Here is a 16104-nt window from a genome sequence, read left to right on the forward strand (position 1 = left end):
GCGTAAGGCTCCGGGGACGCTTGGATGGAATGTGGGTGAGGCTCAGAACGGCGTATCGCCTTCGATCGTGGTGCGGAACATCACGCGGCGCAGGTGGTCAGGCGTGCCGGCCGCCAGGTGCAGCAGCGAGCGGTTGTCCCAGAACACCAGGTCGTGCTCGCGCCACTGGTGGCGGTAGACGTACTCGGGCCGCACGCTGTGCGCGAACAGTTCGTCGAGCAGCGCGCGGCTTTCGTCGTCGGGCAGGCCGACGATCTTCGTCGTGAAATGCTCGCTGACAAACAGCGCGCGGCGGCCGGTCTCCGGATGGGTGCGCACCACCGGATGCACCACGGGCTTGACCTGCGCGATCTGCTCGGGCGTCAGGTTCGGCCGCCAGGGGCTGCGCTTCTGCAGCTCGGCGTAGCGCGCCAGGTAGGTGTGTTCGGCGGTGAGCCCGTCGATCTTCTGCTTCAGCGCCGCCGGCAGGCCATCGTACGCGGCGTGCATGTTGGCGAAGAGCGTGTCGCCGCCTTCGGCCGGCAGTTCGATGGCATGGAGCAGCGAGCCCAGGCTCGGCGTTTCCTTGTACGACAGGTCCGAATGCCAGAAATGGCCCGCGTCGCCCAGCCCGATCGGCTTGCCGTCCTTCAGCACGTTGGACACGATCAGGATCTCGGGATGATCGGCCAGCTGGAACTGGTGCAGCACATGGATCTGCAGCGGGCCAAAGCGACGGCTGAACGCGATCTGCTGGGCCGGCGTGATGCGCTGGTCGCGGAACACCACCACGTGGTGGTCCAGGTGGGCGCGATGGATGCGCCGGAAGTCTTCGGCGGACAGCGGCCGATCGAGGTCGAGCCCGATCACTTCCGCACCGAGGGCGGCATCCAGCGGGCGGATCTCGAAATCCTGCACGGTATCTACGTCGGCAATCGTCATGGCAATTCTTGGCCTTGGGGGAAGCACAAGCCTTGCACTCTAGGGAGCCTCGACGCCGCACACAACGAATCAAATCGCGCGCCGTTATGCGGCCAGCGCATATGACCCGTCGTTGTGCGGCCGGCGCATAAGCAAGCGCACTTTCCTTCGTTCCAGTGCCGCACCGCACTCCGTACGCTGACGGGTTGGTTCTTTCGAAGGATTGCCGCAATGTCATCCCCCAACCCCACCCGCCGGCGCATCGTGCTGGCCGGCATGGCCGGCCTGGGCGCCGGCGTCGCGCCCGCCATCTGGTCCACGGCGGCGCTGGCCGCCGACGCGCCCGAGACGCTGCGTATCGGCTACCAGAAGTCGTCGACGCTGATGATCTGGCTGAAGTCGCGGCAGGTTCTGGAACAGGCGCTGGCGCCGCGCAAGGTCAGCGTGCAGTGGCACGAATTCACATCGGGGCTGCCGCTGCTGGAATCGCTCAACGTGGGGAACCTCGACCTGACCGCCGACGTGGCCGATGCCGTGCCGCCGTTCGCACTGGCCGCCGGCGCCAGCATGACGTACTACGCGATCGAATCGCCGTCGCCCACGGCGCAGGCCATCGTGGTGCGCAGCGACTCGCCGATCCGGTCGGTGGCCCAGCTCAAGGGGCAGCGCGTCGCGTTCTCCAAGGGTGCCGGCGCGCACTACCTGCTGCTGGAGGCCCTGAACGAAGCAGGCCTGTCGATGCGCGACATCGAACCCGCATACCTGACCCCGGCCGATGCCCGCGCGGCGTTCGAGCGCGGCAGCGTGGCCGCCTGGGTGATCTGGGACCCGTTCCTGGCGGCGGTGCAGCGCCAGGCCAACGCGCGCATCCTGCGTGACGGCGTGAAGCTGTCGAGCTACCGGCGCTTTTACCTGGCCGCCACGCCCTATGCCAGGCGCCGGCCCGACGTGCTGTCCACGGTCTATGGCGAACTGCGGCGCGCCGGCGAATGGATCAAGGCCAACCCCGCCGAGGCCGCCGCATGGCACGCACCGCTGATCGGCCTGGACGCCGCCACCGTTGAAGCCGCCAACGCACGGCGCACCTACCAGGTACTGCCCGTGGACGGCGCCGCGCTCGACGAACAGCAGCGCATCGCCGACGCCTTCGCCGGCCAGGCCATCCTGCCGCGCAAGGTCACCGTGGCCGCTTCGCCGGTGTGGAAGCCCGCCTGACCATGCCCGATACCTGACCGCGCCCGCCACGGGAGCGGTTGAACGCGCGGCACGTCCTGCCGTGCGCCACCGCACGCCCCGTCCCCTGTTCCGTGCCCTATAGTCGAAGGCAGCAGCGTCCACAAGATGCTGCGCCGCACAGGACACAGCGAACCACAAGGGGACCACCACATGGGCACTGTTGCGCGCTTTGACATCGGCTTCACCCGCTATCTTTCGCCCGAGGGCGCGCCCGCCCCGGACCTTCCCGCCTTCGCCCGCGACCCCGCCGCCCTGCTGCCGCTGTACCGCGCCATGGTGCTCACCCGGCAGTTCGACCTTAAGGCCATCGCCATGCAGCGCACGGGCCAGATCGGTACGTTCGCGTCGGCGCTGGGCCAGGAGGCGATCGGCGTGGGCGTGGCCACGGCCATGCGGGCCGACGACGTACTGATCCCGTCCTACCGGGACCATGCCGCGCAATTTGTGCGGGGCGTCACCATGACGGAGAGCCTGCTGTATTGGGGCGGCGACGAACGGGGCAGCGGATTTGCGGCAGTGCCGCACGACTTCGGCAATTGCGTACCGATCGGCACCCAGGTCGGCCATGCGGCCGGCGTGGCATACGCGTTCCGGTTGCGCCGCCAGCCGCGCGTGGCGGTCTGCATCATCGGCGACGGCGGCACGTCCAACGGGGCGTTCTACGAAGGCATGAACATGGCCGGCGCGTGGCAGGTGCCGCTGGTCATCGTCATCAACAACAACCAGTGGGCCATCTCGATGCCGCGGGCCAAACAGACCGCGGCGGCCACGCTGGCGCAGAAGGCCATTGCGGCCGGCATCCCGGGCGAGCAGGTGGATGGCAACGACGTCATTGCCGTGCGCGAACGCGTGGGCGACGCCATCGAACGGGCGCGCGACGGGGCCGGCCCGGCGCTGATCGAGGCCGTCACGTACCGGCTGGGCGACCACACCACGGCCGACGATGCCTCGCGCTATCGCGACGACGCCACGGTCAAGGACGCGTGGCGGCACGAGCCCATCAAGCGGATGCGCGACTACCTGGCCAGCGTGGGTGCCTGGGATGCCGGCCAGGAAGAGGCGCTGGTCCGCGAATGCCAGCAGGCCGTGGCCGCCGCCGTGGAAGCCTATCTGCAACTGCCCCACCCCGACGTCTCGGCGATGTTCGATTGCCTCTACGAGACGCTGCCGGCCGCGATGGCCGACCAGCTCGACACCGCGCAACGCTACGCCGCGCAGGACCAGGAGACCCATCATGGCTGAACTGCATATGGTGGAAGCGGTCAACCTGGCGCTGGCCCACGCGCTGGAACACGACCCCGACGTGGTACTGCTGGGCGAGGACATCGGCGTCAACGGCGGCGTGTTCCGCTCGACGGTGGGCCTGCAGCAGCGTTTTGGCGACGCGCGCGTCATCGACACGCCGCTGGCCGAAGGCGGCATCGTCGGCGCGGCCATCGGCATGGCGGCGATGGGCCTCAAGCCCGTGGCGGAGATCCAGTTCGCGGGCTTCATCTATCCGGCCATTGACAACATCCTGAACCACGCCGGCCACCTGCGGCACCGCACGCGCGGCCGGCTCAGCTGTCCGCTGGTGGTGCGCGCGCCAAGCGGGGCCGGCATCCACGCGCCCGAGCACCACTCCGAAAGCCCGGAGGCGCTGTTCGCACATATCCCGGGCCTGCGCGTGGTCATGCCGTCGTCGCCGGCCCGCGCCTACGGCCTGCTGCTGGCCGCGATCCGCGACCCCGACCCGGTGATCGTCTTCGAGCCGACGCGGCTCTATCGCCTGTTCCGGCAGGAGGTGGAGGACACCGGCGAGGCGCTGCCGCTCGATGCCTGCTTCACGCTGCGCGACGGCACCGACATCACGCTGGTCAGCTGGGGCGCGATGGTTCAGGAAACGCTGGCCGCCGCCGACCTGCTGGCCGACGAGGGCATTGCTGCCGCCGTGATCGACGTGGCCACGCTCAAGCCGCTGGACATGGAGACGATCCTCGAATCGGTGGCGCAAAGCGGCCGCTGCGTGATCGTGCACGAGGCGCCACGCACGGCCGGCGTCGGCGCCGAGATCGCGGCGAACCTGGCCGATGCCGGGCTCTATTCGCTCAGCGCGCCGGTGCAGCGCGTGACCGGCTACGACACCGTGGTGCCGCTGGCGCGGCTGGAACACCGCTACCTGCCGTCGGTGGCGCAGATCGTGGACGCGGCTCGGCGCGCACTGGACGCCGGCTAGGCACCGCCCATCAGGAGACAACGATGCGGATCTTCAAGCTGCCCGACCTGGGCGAAGGCCTGCAGGAAGCCGAGATCGTGACGTGGCACGTCAAGCCCGGCGACACCGTGCAGGCCGACCAGCCGCTGCTGGCGGTGGAAACCGCCAAGGCCATCGTCGAGATTCCGTCGCCGTTCGCCGGCCAGGTGGCCAGGCTGTACGCGCAGCCCGGCGACATCGTCCACCTGGGCGCCCCGCTGGTGGGCTTCGAAGGCGCGGGCGCGGCCGACGATGCGGGTACCGTGGTGGGCAACGTCAAGGTGGGCACGCACGTGGTGCGCGAAGGCGAAACGCGCGTGGGCGCCGCCGGCATCCAGGGCGGCCACGGCCTCAAGGCCACGCCCGCGGTGCGGGCGCTGGCGCGCAAGCTGTCGGTGGACCTGGCCATGGTGACGCCTTCGGGCCGCGACGGGGTGATCACCGCCACCGACGTGCAGCGGGTGGCCACCACGCTGGCCGAAGTCGGCCCGGCGGAGGTGGTGCGCGGCGTGCGGCGCGCCATGGCCCAGAACATGGCGCGCGCGCAGAGCGAGGTAGCCGCCGCCACCGTCATGGACGATGCCGACCTGCACGCGTGGCAGACCGTGGGCAGCACGGCCAGCGGGCATGACGTCACGATCCGCCTGGTGCGGGCGCTGGTGGCCGGGGTACGCGCCGAGCCCGCGCTCAACGCCTGGTACGAGGGCCGCACCGGCCGCCGCCATCTGCTTGATCGCATCGATGTGGGGATTGCGGCGGACCTGCCCGAAGGGCTGTTCGTGCCGGTGCTGCGCAACGTGGGCAAGCGCGATGCGGCCGACCTGCGCCACGGGCTCGACCGGATGCGGGCCGACATCAAGGCCAGAACCATCGCCCCCGAGGAAATGCGCGGCAATACCATCACGCTGTCGAACTTCGGCATGATCGCGGGCCGCTACGCGGCGCCGATCGTGGTGCCGCCCACGGTGGCGATCCTTGGTGCCGGGCGCATCCGCGACGAAGTGGTGGCCGCCGGCGGCCAGCCGGCCGTGCATCGCGTGATGCCGCTGTCGCTGACGTTCGACCACCGCGTGGTCACCGGCGGCGAGGCGGCGCGCTTCCTGCGCGCGGTCATCACCGACCTGGAACGGCCGGACTAGAGGCGAGTGACGCCCGCGTTACCGGGAAAATTCCGCCATCGGAACGAGGGCATTCGCGCGCCGGCTTCCTATACTGGATAGCCCCGGCCATGGCGACTGCCGCGCGTGCCGGACATCCCATCCGACAACTGCATACCACCTGAAGGAGCCTGACCATGGCCATCCGCATTGGCGAGACCGCCCCGGACTTCACCGCAGAGACCACCGAGGGCAAGATCAATTTCCACGAATGGATCGGCGACAGCTGGGCCATCCTGTTCTCGCACCCCAAGGACTTCACGCCGGTCTGCACCACCGAACTGGGCTACATGGCCAAGCTGAAGCCCGAATTCGACAAGCGCAATACAAAGATCATCGGCCTGTCGATCGACCCCGTGGGCGACCATTCGCGCTGGGCCAAGGACATCGAGGAAACGCAGGGCACCGCCGTGAACTTCCCGATGATCGGCGACCCGGACCTGACCGTGGCGAAGCTCTACGACATGATCCACCCGGAGGCCAGCGGCGGCGGCCCCCGCACCGCCGTGGACAACGCCACGATCCGCTCGGTGTTCTGGATCGGCCCGGACAAGAAGATCAAGGCCATGCTGGTCTATCCGATGAGCGCCGGCCGCAATTTCGACGAAGTGCTACGCCTGCTGGATTCGCTGCAGCTCAATGCCAAGCACACGGTGGCCACGCCCGTGAACTGGAAACCCGGCGACGACGTGATTATCCCGACTTCGGTTTCCGACGAGGACGCGAAGAAGAAATATCCGGACGGATTCAAGACGCTGAAGCCGTATCTGCGTACGGTGGCGCAACCGAAGTAACCCGTGGCCGGGGTCACTCGATGGGATGAGTCAATGGCGCGGTATACCTGTTTGAGTTAGTCCATCTGGCCTGTGGAACTATCCACAGGTTGCGTGGATAATCGCCCTCTTGACAGCCCGCAAACCCGCGCCAGCCTTGAGATGAGCTGGACTGCCTTTTTTTTGTGCAAACGCCGTTGCGGGGGTTTTATTGCCTTCGGCGGCGATTTATGCAGGGCGTCCCAGAACCCATAAACGACGCGCCCCTCGCCCGCATGACGGGAGAGGGGCGCAAGTTTCCGGTACGTCCGGCCGCGGTATTTCCGGCTCCGGTATTTCCAGCTCCGGTATTTCCGGCTTGTTTCCGATTATTCGCTTACGGATGCCGCGCCAGCACGCCGCGGATCGTATCGGCCAGGTCCTTGGCCAGGAACTTCGACACGTAGGCGTCGGCCCCCACCTTGCGCACATGCTCTTCGCTGGCCTCGCCCGACAGCGACGAATGGATGATGACGGGCAGCGACTTCAGCCGTGCATCGGCCTTGATCTTGCGGGTCAGCGTGAAGCCGTCCATCTCCGGCATTTCCAGGTCGGTCAGTACCAGCGCCACTTCGTCGCGGATCGGCCGGCCCTGGGTGGCGGTCAGTTCGGCGATCTGGCCCAGCATCTCCCAGGCTTCCTGGCCGGTCTTGGTCATCACCACCTGCACGCCCATGGCCTTGAGGCCGTTCTCGATCAGCCCGCGCGCCAGCGCCGAGTCGTCAGCGCACAGGATCTTGCTGCCCGGGCGCAGGTTCAGCTGCGGGCCCACCGTGGCGGGGTCGACGTCGGGCTGGCGGGTCGGCAGTACGTCGCGCAGGATCTGCTCGACGTCCAGCACCTGCACCAGGCGCGGGTTGTCGCCGCCGACATCGAGCTTGGCGATGCTGGTCACCAGCCCGCCCTTGACGCTGTTCTCGGCCGAAATCACCTGGCTCCAGTCCAGTCGTACGATCTCTTCGACGGCCTCGACCGCAAAGCCCTGCGTCGAACGTGCGTACTCGGTCACCAGCATGATGTTCAGGCCCGACTTCGGCTTGCATTCCAGCAGGCGCGGCAGGTCGATGACCGGAATCACCTGGCCGCGGATATCGGCCATGCCCAGGATCGAAGGCTCGGCGCCCACCACCGTGGTGACCGGCGGCATGACCAGGATTTCCCGGACCTTGAAAACGTTGATGCCGAACAGTTCGGACTGTCCGCTATGCGTCGCATCGCCAAGTCGGAACAACAGCAACTCGAACTGGTTGTTGTTGGTCAGGTTGGTGCGCTCGTCGATGTCTCTCATCGCGCTGGTCATGCTGTGGCTCCGCTTCGGCTCGGTATGTGTGGATATGGGTGTTGCCAAGGGGCTATCGGCGCCCCTGCCGTGACCTTTAGCCCGACATGTGCCACGGCGGCCGGGTGTGACGCATCGGTGGCCCCTTTCTCTGCACTTCCCGGCACTTCCAGGCATCGGCACGGCGGACTGCGGCGATTGCGGGAAATCCCTGAGCCGTCCCAGGCACCGCCCGGCCGTGGTTATTCAGGCGACGGCATGTTCCGCATGCGGCGCCAATGATGAACCTGGCGGATGGCTCGCCTACCTTTGAGCCTCGCCGGATCCCGCCCGCCAGAGGCATCGGACCGGCACCCGGCCCAAGTGGTCGGACACCGAGGAACGAGACGCCCGCACCCCTTGCCCGATGCCAGCGGCAACTCCGCCCTCGCACCCCCGGAACCACGTGAGACGAGGCTGACGCCCGATCCGTACGCGGACGCGCGCAGCGCCCCAGCAAGGAGACAGACCATGATCGAACAGCCGTATCCGTCCGTGACGGACGTGGACGCTGCACCGCCGCAGGCCGGCGGCAAGCTCGACCAGTATTTCGAGATCCGTTCACGCGGCAGCACCCAGCGGCGCGAAGTGCTGGCCGGCGTGACCACTTTCATGGCGATGGTGTATGCCGTGTTCGTCGTGCCCGGCATGCTGGGCAAGGCCGGCTTCGACACCAGCGCCGTATTCGTGGCCGTCTGCCTGACCACGGCATTCGGCTCGCTGCTGATGGGGCTGTGGGCCAGGCTGCCGATTGCCATCGGCTGCGCCATTTCGCTGACCGCCTTCATGGCCTTTGGCCTGGTGCTGGGTCAGAAGCTGTCGCCTGCCGTGGCGCTCGGCGCGGTATTCCTGATGGGCGTGGTGTTCACGGCCATCTCGGTCACGGGCGTGCGCTCCTGGATTCTGCGCAACCTGCCCGCGGGCGTGGCGCACGGCGCGGGCATCGGCATCGGGCTGTTCCTGCTGCTGATCGCCTCCAACGACGTGGGCCTGGTGGTCAAGAACCCCGGCCCCGGACTGCCGGTGGCGCTGGGCCACATCACGGCGTTCCCCGTGATGATGTCGGTGCTGGGCCTGGCGGCAATCTTCGGCCTGGAACGCCGCCGCGTGCCGGGCGGCATCCTGCTCGTGATCGTCGCGATCTCCGCGCTGGGGCTGATGTTCGACCCGGCCGTGAAGTACACCGGCGTGTTTGCCCTGCCGTCGCTGTCCGCACCGGGCCACGCGTCGCTGATCGGCGCGATGGACATTCGCGGCGCCCTGTCGGCGGCCGTGCTGCCCAGCGTGCTGGCGCTGGTGATGACCGCGGTCTTCGACGCCACCGGCACGATCCGCGCCGTGGCCGGCCAGGCCAACCAGCTTGACGCCACGGGCCGCATCCACAATGGCGGCCGGGCACTGACCGCCGACTCGGTCAGCTCGATCTTCTCGGCGTTCTTCGGTGGCGCACCGGCCGCGGCCTATATCGAATCGACCGTGGGCGTGGCCGCCGGCGCGCGCACCGGCCTGGCCGCCGTCACCGTCGGCCTGCTGTTCCTGGCCGTGATGTTCTTCTCGCCGCTGGCCGGCCTGGTGCCGTCGTACGCCACGGCGCCCGCGCTGATGTACGTGGGCCTGCTGATGCTGTCCAGCGTATCGCGCCTGCATATGGACGATATGGTCGATTCGCTGTCCGGCCTGGTCTGCGCCGTATTTATCGTGCTGACCTGCAATATCGTCACCGGCATCATGCTCGGCTTCTGCACGCTGGTCATTGGCCGCATCGTTGCCGGCGAATGGCGCAAGCTCAATGTCGGCACGGTGGCCATTGCGGTGGCGCTTGCCGCGTTCTACGCCGGCGGCTGGGCCATCTGACAAGCGTCCTCCCGGAACATCAGAAAAATTCCGCCGTGGCGATCGATGGCCATCGATTGGCCACGGCGCAGGCAACGGCGTCTCCTCCACCTGGGATGACCGGTGGATTTCCAGGCCCACGGGACTTTCCCCCGGGGCCTTTTTTTATATCCACATCCGGCCATTCCCCCGCCTGACAAAAATACCAATACTGTCAATCGTGCAGGCGGGCTGGCCGCCCCGAGAATGAAAGGCCAGCGAAAGCAACGGCCTTCGCTGGATAAAAATCGACATCGATTTGCCGCGATTGCCGCCGGCGCCTACCCGAATATCCAACGTTTGCGGTTGCCTCGCATTACCAATTCTGGTTAGGATGCAGACCGGCGCCATTGACCGCCAAATAGATTCCGGGACATTCCGATAAAAGCCAGGGCAATCCGATTTGACGCCCGGACAGTGACGAATGTTTTCGCGATTCACGTTGGAATTCGCGTTTGAATCGTGCTTTTCCGGATAATTCTTGTAATATTTTTGTTATGCGGATCGTTTTGCAGCCCTACGCAATGCACCGCCAATCTGAACGGGGATCCAAAAATGCCAACTTACAAGCAACTGCTGGCTGAAAAAGAAGCACTGGAAGCAAAGCTCAGCGAAGTGCGCGCCAATGAAGTGGCCAGCGTGATCGAACAGATTCGCCAGTTGATGGCCGATTATGATCTGACCGTCGAAGACATTGCCCCGAAACGCCGTCGCGGACGTCCGGCCGGCAGCGGCGCGGCACACAAGGCCGCCGCGGCCCTGCCGCCCAAGTATCGCGATCCGAAGACCGGCAAGACGTGGTCCGGTCGTGGCCGCGCCCCGGCATGGCTGGGCAAGCGTCCCGAGCGATTCCTGATCGAACAGGCCTGATCTCCCACCGATTCGCGGGACGTGCGATCTAGCGCGTCCCCGCCCCCGCCTTCACGTCCGCCCCGGCCTCGCACAGGTATTCCGGCCGCAGCGCCCTGAACCCTTGCTGCGTGGGCTCCTGGACCACCGTTGCACCGCCTTGCGCATCGGGCTGCAGCCGCAGCACGCGCGCCGTGCAGTGCGTCGCGGCCTCGTCCCGCATATACCGGATTTCATATTGGCCATTGACCTGGGGGACGAACGACACCCCGGCGGCGCAGCGCGCCTCGTCGGCCGGCGGCGCGGCGTACGACGTCACGGCGACATAGATCCGCTTGCCCGGCAGGACCTTGCGCTCGCGCGTGCGCGACGGCGGCTCGGGCGGAATGCCGGCCATGTCCAGCGTCGAATCGCGTCCCATCGAGGCCAGTTGGCGGCCCATGCCGGCCAGCACCTGCGGACGCGGCGACGGACACCGGGCGGGGTCCAGGACGTTGAATGTCGTCCGGTCGTCGGTACTGGTCAGCAGGCGTACGCTGGCGTAGGGCACGTCCGACGGAACGCGGTAATATGACACGCAGCCCCCCAGCGGCAAGGCCACGGCGACGACAACAGGCAAGGCGGCAATCGGAATCCTGCACATAGCGGGCGCGAAGCTGACAGTTGACCGAGGTTGATGCCAGAGCATAGCCTTTCAGCGATCTTGCCGACGTGGGCCGGACCACGTTGAGGATATCCACAGTTTCTGTGGATATCCTGCCATGTCGCCCCGGCGGGGCCCAGTCTGTGCGGTATCGCACCGGACTGCTCAAGAAATAGGCAACCGGGGCGCTCAAGGACGGTCTGCCGCCCCCCCCCGCCACACGGCCCGCAACGGATGAATGTAGGTCAGGTTCGGCCCGAACCCAAGCCGGGCATGCCCGGCGGCGCCACGCTCCAGTGTTCGGCCAGGTAGTCCACGAACGCGCGCACGCGCGGCGGCACCAGCCGGCGCTGCGGCATGACCGCGTAGATGCCGGTGACCGCGATGGCATGGTCTGGCAGCACCTGCACCAGCCGGCCTGCCCGCAGGTCGTCGCAGACATGCCAGGTGGAATGCATGGCGATGCCAAACCCCGCCAGCGCCGCGTCGGCCAGCAGCTCGCCCGTATTGGCTTCCACCCTGCCGCGCACCCGCACCGCGATCTCGCCGCCCTTGCCGTCGTCGAACCGCCAGACATCCGCGCGTCCCTGCGCGCCCACCAGCACCAGGCACTGGTGCCGGGCCAGATCCTGCGGCGTCTGGGGCCAGCCGTGGTCGCGCAGGTAATCGGGCGACGCGCATAGCAGCCGCTGGTTGTCCGCCAGCTTGCGTGCCACCAGCGTGGAATCTTCCAGCGACCCGATCCGGATCGCCAGGTCGAAGCCGCTGCTGACCAGATCCAGCACATGGTCGGTCAGGTGGACGCTGACGTTGACCCCGGGATATCGCCGCAGGAACGCGGTCAGCAGCGGCGACACGTACTGGCGCCCGAACGAGGCCGAGGTGGTCACGCGCAGCGTGCCCGTGATGCCGGACCCCGACTGCCGCAGCGAACCCGACAACGCCTCCAGGTCTTCGACCAGCGCCCGCCCCTGGTCCGCCAGGACAGCCCCCTCTGGCGTCGCATGCAGACGCCGCGTGGTGCGATGCAGCAGCCGGACGCCGAGATCGCGCTCCAGCCGCTGCAGGCGCTGGCTGGCCACGGCCACCGAGATGTCCAGGCTGCGCGCCGCCGCGCTGATCGATCCCTGATCCAGAACCCGCAGAAAAAGCCCGATGTCCGCAATGCGATCCATGATTCTCAATGAAATCTTGAAAGTGATTATCGATATTGCCCGTTTTTAAGAAGATGGGAAAGGCCGACACTGCTGCCTTCCCCGCCATCCCACCGTCGGCCCCGCGCCGGCTTCCAATGGAGATTTCCATGGCTGCGTCCCCCTCTTCCCCTTCCGCCGGCCCGCGCACGCGGATGCCCGCCGCCCTGTATGCGCTGACGGCCGGATCGTTCGGCATCGGCTGCGCGGAGTTCGTCATCATGGGCCTGCTGCTGCAGGTGTCGGCCGACCTGGGCGTGACCATCGCCGCGGCCGGCATGCTGGTGTCGGGCTACGCGCTGGGCGTATTTGCCGGGGCGCCTGTCCTGACGCTGCTGACCCGCCGCATGCCGCGCAAGGCCGTGCTGATGGCGCTGATGATGATCTACACCGTCGGCAACGCGGCCTGCGCGCTGGCGCCCGACTACACCACGCTGATGATTGCCCGCGTGGCGACATCGCTGACGCACGGCACGTTCTTCGGCGTGGGCGCGGTGGTGGCCACCGGCCTGGTGCCGGCCAACCGTCGTGCTTCGGCCATTTCCGTGATGTTCTCCGGCCTGACGCTCGCCACGCTGCTCGGCATGCCGGCCGGTGCGTGGCTGGGCCTGCAGTTCGGCTGGCGCTCGACGTTCTGGGCCATGACGGCGATCGGCCTCGTGTCGTTGACGGTGATCGCGCTGCTGGTGCAATCCAGCCGCGACGACACCGCGCCCGTACGGCTCGTCGACGAACTGAAAACCATCGGTCGCCCGCAGGTGCTGCTGGGTCTGCTGATGACGGTGCTGCAGGCGCTCGGCACGTTTGCCGTGATCACCTACATCCAGCCGATGCTGACGCGCGTCACCGGCTTCGCCGAAAGCGCGGTGTCGCCGATCCTGCTGCTGTTTGGCGGCGGCATGATCATCGGCAATATCCTCGGCGGGCGCATGGCCGACCGGCGACCCACCGGCGCCCTGCTTGGCGCGCTGCTCGCGCTGACGGTGGTGCTGGCCAGCATGACGCTGTCGCTGCACCATTCCGTGGCCGTGGTGGTCTTCGTCGGCGTACTCGGCATCGCGGCGTTCTCCACGGTGTCGCCGCTGCAGTTGCGCGTCCTGCGCCACGCCCAGGGCGCCGGTCAGAACCTGGCATCGAGCTTCAACATCGCCGCCTTCAACCTTGGCAACGGACTCGGCGCCTGGCTGGGCGGTGCGGTGGTAGATCACGGGCCGGGACTGCAGGCCCTGCCGTGGATCGCGGCCCTCGCGCCGCTGGCGGCACTGGGCATTGCCCTGGTGGCCGTGCGCATGGCGCGCAGTGCATCGGACAAACCCGGGACGTACCATCTCGACCCTGCTTGACAACCGTCAACAAGGCCGCGACCGAACTTCACGATCATGCCCGCATGCTGCGGGCGTGCTCCGGTTCGTCGCAATACATGGCGCCTGCGCATCGACCCCGTGCGTTCCCCTCGCACCGATCCGACAGCACAACCCGCTCGCCGCGTACGACGCCATGTTCGACGAAAACGATCTCTACAACCGCATCCAGGACGACTTTCCGCTGCACGCGCGGCCCTACCAGGCCGCCGGCGAAGCCTTCGACCTTTCGGAACACACCTTGCTCAGCCTGCTGGCGCGCGACGTCGGCAACGGACGCGTCAGCCGCATCGGCGCGGTCTTCGCGCCCAACACCATCGGCGCCAGCACCGTCGCCGCGCTGTCGATCCCGCCGGCACGCATCGATCGCGTGGTCGAGCGCATCAACAGCGATCCCGATATCAGCCAGAGCCACGCCCGCGAAGGCCATCGCTACAACCTCTGGTTCGTGGCCGGTGCGCGCGACCGCACCATGCTCGATGGCGTGCTGTCACGCCTTGCCATAGATATCGGCCAGCGGCCCATCGACCTGCCCCTGGAACGCGAATACCGCACCGACCTGGGCCTGCCGCTGGGCGTGACGCGCAGCCCGCGCCGCGCGCCGCTGCAGCCGTCGCAGGTGTTGAATACCCCGGTACGGCCCGACCTGGACGAGGCGGACTGGCGGCTGGCCGCCGCGCTGGAATCGGGCCTGGCGCTGACGCCGCAGCCGTATCACGCGCTGGCGCGGCGTACGGGACTGGCCCTGTCGGAAACGCTGGCACGGCTGGCCCGGTGGCGAAAGTCGGGCGTGATCCGGCGCTTTGGCGCCATCCTGCGGCACCGCCCCTTCGGCTATACCCACAACGTGATGTGTGTCTGGAACGTGCCCGATGCACGGGTGGACGCGGTCGGCCTGCGGCTTGCCCATGTGCCGCACGTGACGATGTGTTTCCGGCGCACGCGGCGGCTGCCGGCGTGGCAGTACAACCTGTTCGCGATGATCCACGCCCGCAGCGCCAATGAACTGCATACCACGCTGGCGCGCTTTGACGCCGTTGGCGGCCTGGCCGACGCGCCGTGCGCGGTGCTGCGGGCCAGCCAGTGCTATAAGCAGCGCGGCACCCGCTTCGGTGGCGCCATGCCCGAGTTCTGATTCAGGCGCCACGCGGCTCGGGGAACAGCAGCGACAGCCGCTGGGCCAGCGCGCCCAGCCACTCGGGCCGGGGCGCCGCATCGAGCCAGTATTTGACTTCGAGGCCGAGCGCCGTATCGCCACGGATCGACAGGCGGCGCTGGAAGAACAGCGTATCGGTGTCGGCATCGCCGCTGATCAGCCGCAGATAGCTCAGCGCCGCCGCGTGCAGCGTCAGGTCGGTTTCCCGGCCGTCGAACGGACCCGGCAGGAACCGTCCATTGACGCACTGGAAGCGCACTTCCAGCCCCATGTCATCCACCGTCAGCGAAAACGTGCGGCCATCCAGCGCCGCCGGTGGTTCCAGCCACCCCGCGCGGCGCATGGCCTCCAGGGCCACGACCAGCGGCGCGGCACGCATCGGCGCGGGCATATGGCGATGCACGCGCGTCATCATCGATGTCAGAATCGTCATGCCTCAGTCCCTTCCTCCGACAGCCAGCGAATGCCCGGCTTGCCGCTCCAGTAGCCATTGCTCGGCGCCGCGCCGGCCGGCAGCACGGCGCTTGGCGATGCGGCGCGTTCCCCGCGCCGGATGGCATCGAGATGGGCAATCGCTTCGTGCGTGCCCGTGGCGTGCGGGCTGACCCGCACGTAATCGATGCCGGCCGCCGCCATCTGCGAAACCTGCGCGCAAAGATCAAGGCAGGTAGCCGATTGGGTCTGGATGCCGTTGAGCGTGAAAAAGTCCTGGCCGTCTCCGGTTTTGGCCACCAGGCCATCGGGATACGCCATGCAGCGGTAATCGCAAGCGTCCTTGCGCAGCCGGTGATGCCGCGCGGTAAAGCACCGCGCCGAGAACGCCAGCGGCATGCGCCCCCAGACCATGGCTTCCAGCGCCAGCCCCGCCGGGCGACCCGCCGCCAGCGCCGTCATCGTCGTGCCATCCATCTCCACCGGCACCACGCAGCCCTGCGCGCCCAACCCGGCCAGCCACGCCAGCGTGTCGGCGTGATAGACATTCAGATGCGGGCCGCCGACAAAGGGCCGACCGCGCATGCCATGCACGGCGCCCAGGTCGTTGGCCTCCACCGGGAAGTCCTCCTGCGCGCAGACTCGCCGCATCACCGCGATATCGCTGTCCGACTCGACCAGTACCGGGGTGGAGAGCACCACCTGCTTGCCGGCATCGCGCAACATCTGCCCGATGTCGATCCAGTCGGCCAGGCGCATCTCGTGCCGGCGCGTGCAGACGGCCTCGCCCAGATAAACGCGATCAACCGCCGTGTCGGCGACCGATGCATAGAACGCCAGCACCGTCGTGCGTGGCCAGTAGTACAACAGCGGGCCGAGCGCGATGCGGAACGGCTCGGAATTCAGTCGGGTCATGGTGGCCATGTGAGGCTGGATTGGGGC

General features: G+C 67.7%; 15 protein-coding genes. 9 read left to right on the forward strand and 6 right to left on the reverse strand.

Features of this window, described 5'->3' with window-relative positions; all coding sequences use genetic code 11:
* Positions 1-42: 42 nt before the first annotated feature.
* Positions 43-921: a TauD/TfdA dioxygenase family protein gene (locus tag AC24R4_RS03405; RefSeq protein WP_400394459.1), complete on the reverse strand. Its 879-nt coding sequence runs from the start codon at positions 919-921 to the stop codon at positions 43-45.
* 210 nt (positions 922-1131) lie between these two features.
* Between AC24R4_RS03405 and AC24R4_RS03410 the strand changes: the two genes are divergently transcribed.
* The 5 genes from AC24R4_RS03410 to AC24R4_RS03430 all read left to right on the forward strand — a co-directional run bounded on the left by AC24R4_RS03410 (position 1132) and on the right by AC24R4_RS03430 (position 6320).
* The gene (locus AC24R4_RS03410) at positions 1132-2115 is read left to right on the forward strand and encodes an aliphatic sulfonate ABC transporter substrate-binding protein (RefSeq protein WP_487522232.1); all 984 of its coding nucleotides are present in this window, start codon (positions 1132-1134) and stop codon (positions 2113-2115) included.
* 171 nt (positions 2116-2286) lie between these two features.
* Positions 2287-3378 carry a pyruvate dehydrogenase (acetyl-transferring) E1 component subunit alpha gene (gene pdhA, locus AC24R4_RS03415; RefSeq protein ID WP_400394107.1) on the forward strand — a complete coding sequence of 364 codons (1092 nt, stop codon included), beginning with the start codon at positions 2287-2289 and terminating at the stop codon, positions 3376-3378.
* Complete coding sequence (locus AC24R4_RS03420) at positions 3371-4351, forward strand: alpha-ketoacid dehydrogenase subunit beta (RefSeq protein WP_400394106.1); 981 nt, start codon at positions 3371-3373, stop codon at positions 4349-4351. The genes pdhA and AC24R4_RS03420 overlap by 8 nt, the downstream gene beginning before the upstream one ends.
* A 23-nt stretch (positions 4352-4374) precedes the next feature.
* Entirely contained in the window at positions 4375-5508 is a 1134-nt protein-coding gene (locus AC24R4_RS03425) for a dihydrolipoamide acetyltransferase family protein (RefSeq protein ID WP_400394104.1), read from the forward strand.
* 155 nt (positions 5509-5663) lie between these two features.
* The gene (locus AC24R4_RS03430) at positions 5664-6320 is read left to right on the forward strand and encodes a peroxiredoxin (protein WP_153946026.1); all 657 of its coding nucleotides are present in this window, start codon (positions 5664-5666) and stop codon (positions 6318-6320) included.
* A 355-nt stretch (positions 6321-6675) separates the two neighbouring features.
* Here the strand turns inward: AC24R4_RS03430 and AC24R4_RS03435 are convergent, their stop codons facing one another.
* Positions 6676-7638: a chemotaxis protein gene (locus tag AC24R4_RS03435; RefSeq protein ID WP_400394102.1), complete on the reverse strand. Its 963-nt coding sequence runs from the start codon at positions 7636-7638 to the stop codon at positions 6676-6678.
* 489 nt (positions 7639-8127) lie between these two features.
* Here AC24R4_RS03435 and AC24R4_RS03440 point away from each other — a divergent pair, with 489 nt between their 5' ends.
* Entirely contained in the window at positions 8128-9510 is a 1383-nt protein-coding gene (locus AC24R4_RS03440) for an NCS2 family permease (protein WP_400394101.1), read from the forward strand.
* A gap of 573 nt (positions 9511-10083) precedes the next feature.
* Positions 10084-10398, forward strand: coding sequence for an H-NS histone family protein (locus AC24R4_RS03445; protein WP_092598452.1), 315 nt, complete (start codon positions 10084-10086; stop codon positions 10396-10398).
* A 28-nt stretch (positions 10399-10426) separates the two neighbouring features.
* On the opposite strand, the gene AC24R4_RS03450 is transcribed toward AC24R4_RS03445, so the two are convergent.
* Positions 10427-10996, reverse strand: coding sequence for a hypothetical protein (locus AC24R4_RS03450; protein ID WP_487522233.1), 570 nt, complete (start codon positions 10994-10996; stop codon positions 10427-10429).
* 269 nt (positions 10997-11265) lie between these two features.
* A complete protein-coding gene (locus AC24R4_RS03455) occupies positions 11266-12195 on the reverse strand; it encodes a LysR family transcriptional regulator (RefSeq protein ID WP_487522234.1) in 930 nt (309 codons plus the stop codon).
* Positions 12196-12323: 128 nt separating this feature from the next.
* On the opposite strand from AC24R4_RS03455, the gene AC24R4_RS03460 reads away from it, so the two are divergent.
* A complete protein-coding gene (locus AC24R4_RS03460; protein ID WP_487522235.1) occupies positions 12324-13556 on the forward strand; it encodes an MFS transporter in 1233 nt (410 codons plus the stop codon).
* 154 nt (positions 13557-13710) lie between these two features.
* On the forward strand, positions 13711-14709 hold the full coding sequence (gene ahbB, locus AC24R4_RS03465) for a siroheme decarboxylase subunit beta (protein ID WP_487522236.1): 999 nt from the start codon (positions 13711-13713) through the stop codon (positions 14707-14709).
* A 1-nt stretch (position 14710) separates the two neighbouring features.
* Here ahbB and ubiT read toward each other — a convergent pair whose 3' ends face one another.
* Both ubiT and AC24R4_RS03475 read right to left on the reverse strand, forming a co-directional pair.
* Positions 14711-15163, reverse strand: coding sequence for a ubiquinone anaerobic biosynthesis accessory factor UbiT (gene ubiT, locus AC24R4_RS03470; protein ID WP_400397288.1), 453 nt, complete (start codon positions 15161-15163; stop codon positions 14711-14713).
* Positions 15160-16086: a U32 family peptidase gene (locus tag AC24R4_RS03475; RefSeq protein WP_487522237.1), complete on the reverse strand. Its 927-nt coding sequence runs from the start codon at positions 16084-16086 to the stop codon at positions 15160-15162. Before AC24R4_RS03475 ends, ubiT begins: the two co-directional genes overlap by 4 nt.
* Positions 16087-16104: the final 18 nt, after the last annotated feature.

The sequence above is a fragment of the Cupriavidus sp. CER-90 genome, assembly GCF_057652055.1.

Excerpts from the sequence above, each read along its gene's own strand:
- AC24R4_RS03405 (WP_400394459.1), bottom strand. The coding sequence starts at position 921 with ATGACGATTGCCGACGTAGATACCGTGCAGGATTTCGAGATCCGCCCG.
- AC24R4_RS03410 (WP_487522232.1), top strand. The coding sequence starts at position 1,132 with ATGTCATCCCCCAACCCCACCCGCCGGCGCATCGTGCTGGCCGGCATG.
- pdhA (WP_400394107.1), top strand. The coding sequence starts at position 2,287 with ATGGGCACTGTTGCGCGCTTTGACATCGGCTTCACCCGCTATCTTTCG.
- AC24R4_RS03420 (WP_400394106.1), top strand. The coding sequence starts at position 3,371 with ATGGCTGAACTGCATATGGTGGAAGCGGTCAACCTGGCGCTGGCCCAC.
- AC24R4_RS03425 (WP_400394104.1), top strand. The coding sequence starts at position 4,375 with ATGCGGATCTTCAAGCTGCCCGACCTGGGCGAAGGCCTGCAGGAAGCC.
- AC24R4_RS03430 (WP_153946026.1), top strand. The coding sequence starts at position 5,664 with ATGGCCATCCGCATTGGCGAGACCGCCCCGGACTTCACCGCAGAGACC.
- AC24R4_RS03435 (WP_400394102.1), bottom strand. The coding sequence starts at position 7,638 with ATGACCAGCGCGATGAGAGACATCGACGAGCGCACCAACCTGACCAAC.
- AC24R4_RS03440 (WP_400394101.1), top strand. The coding sequence starts at position 8,128 with ATGATCGAACAGCCGTATCCGTCCGTGACGGACGTGGACGCTGCACCG.
- AC24R4_RS03445 (WP_092598452.1), top strand. The coding sequence starts at position 10,084 with ATGCCAACTTACAAGCAACTGCTGGCTGAAAAAGAAGCACTGGAAGCA.
- AC24R4_RS03455 (WP_487522234.1), bottom strand. The coding sequence starts at position 12,195 with ATGGATCGCATTGCGGACATCGGGCTTTTTCTGCGGGTTCTGGATCAG.
- AC24R4_RS03460 (WP_487522235.1), top strand. The coding sequence starts at position 12,324 with ATGGCTGCGTCCCCCTCTTCCCCTTCCGCCGGCCCGCGCACGCGGATG.
- ahbB (WP_487522236.1), top strand. The coding sequence starts at position 13,711 with ATGTTCGACGAAAACGATCTCTACAACCGCATCCAGGACGACTTTCCG.
- ubiT (WP_400397288.1), bottom strand. The coding sequence starts at position 15,163 with ATGACGATTCTGACATCGATGATGACGCGCGTGCATCGCCATATGCCC.
- AC24R4_RS03475 (WP_487522237.1), bottom strand. The coding sequence starts at position 16,086 with ATGGCCACCATGACCCGACTGAATTCCGAGCCGTTCCGCATCGCGCTC.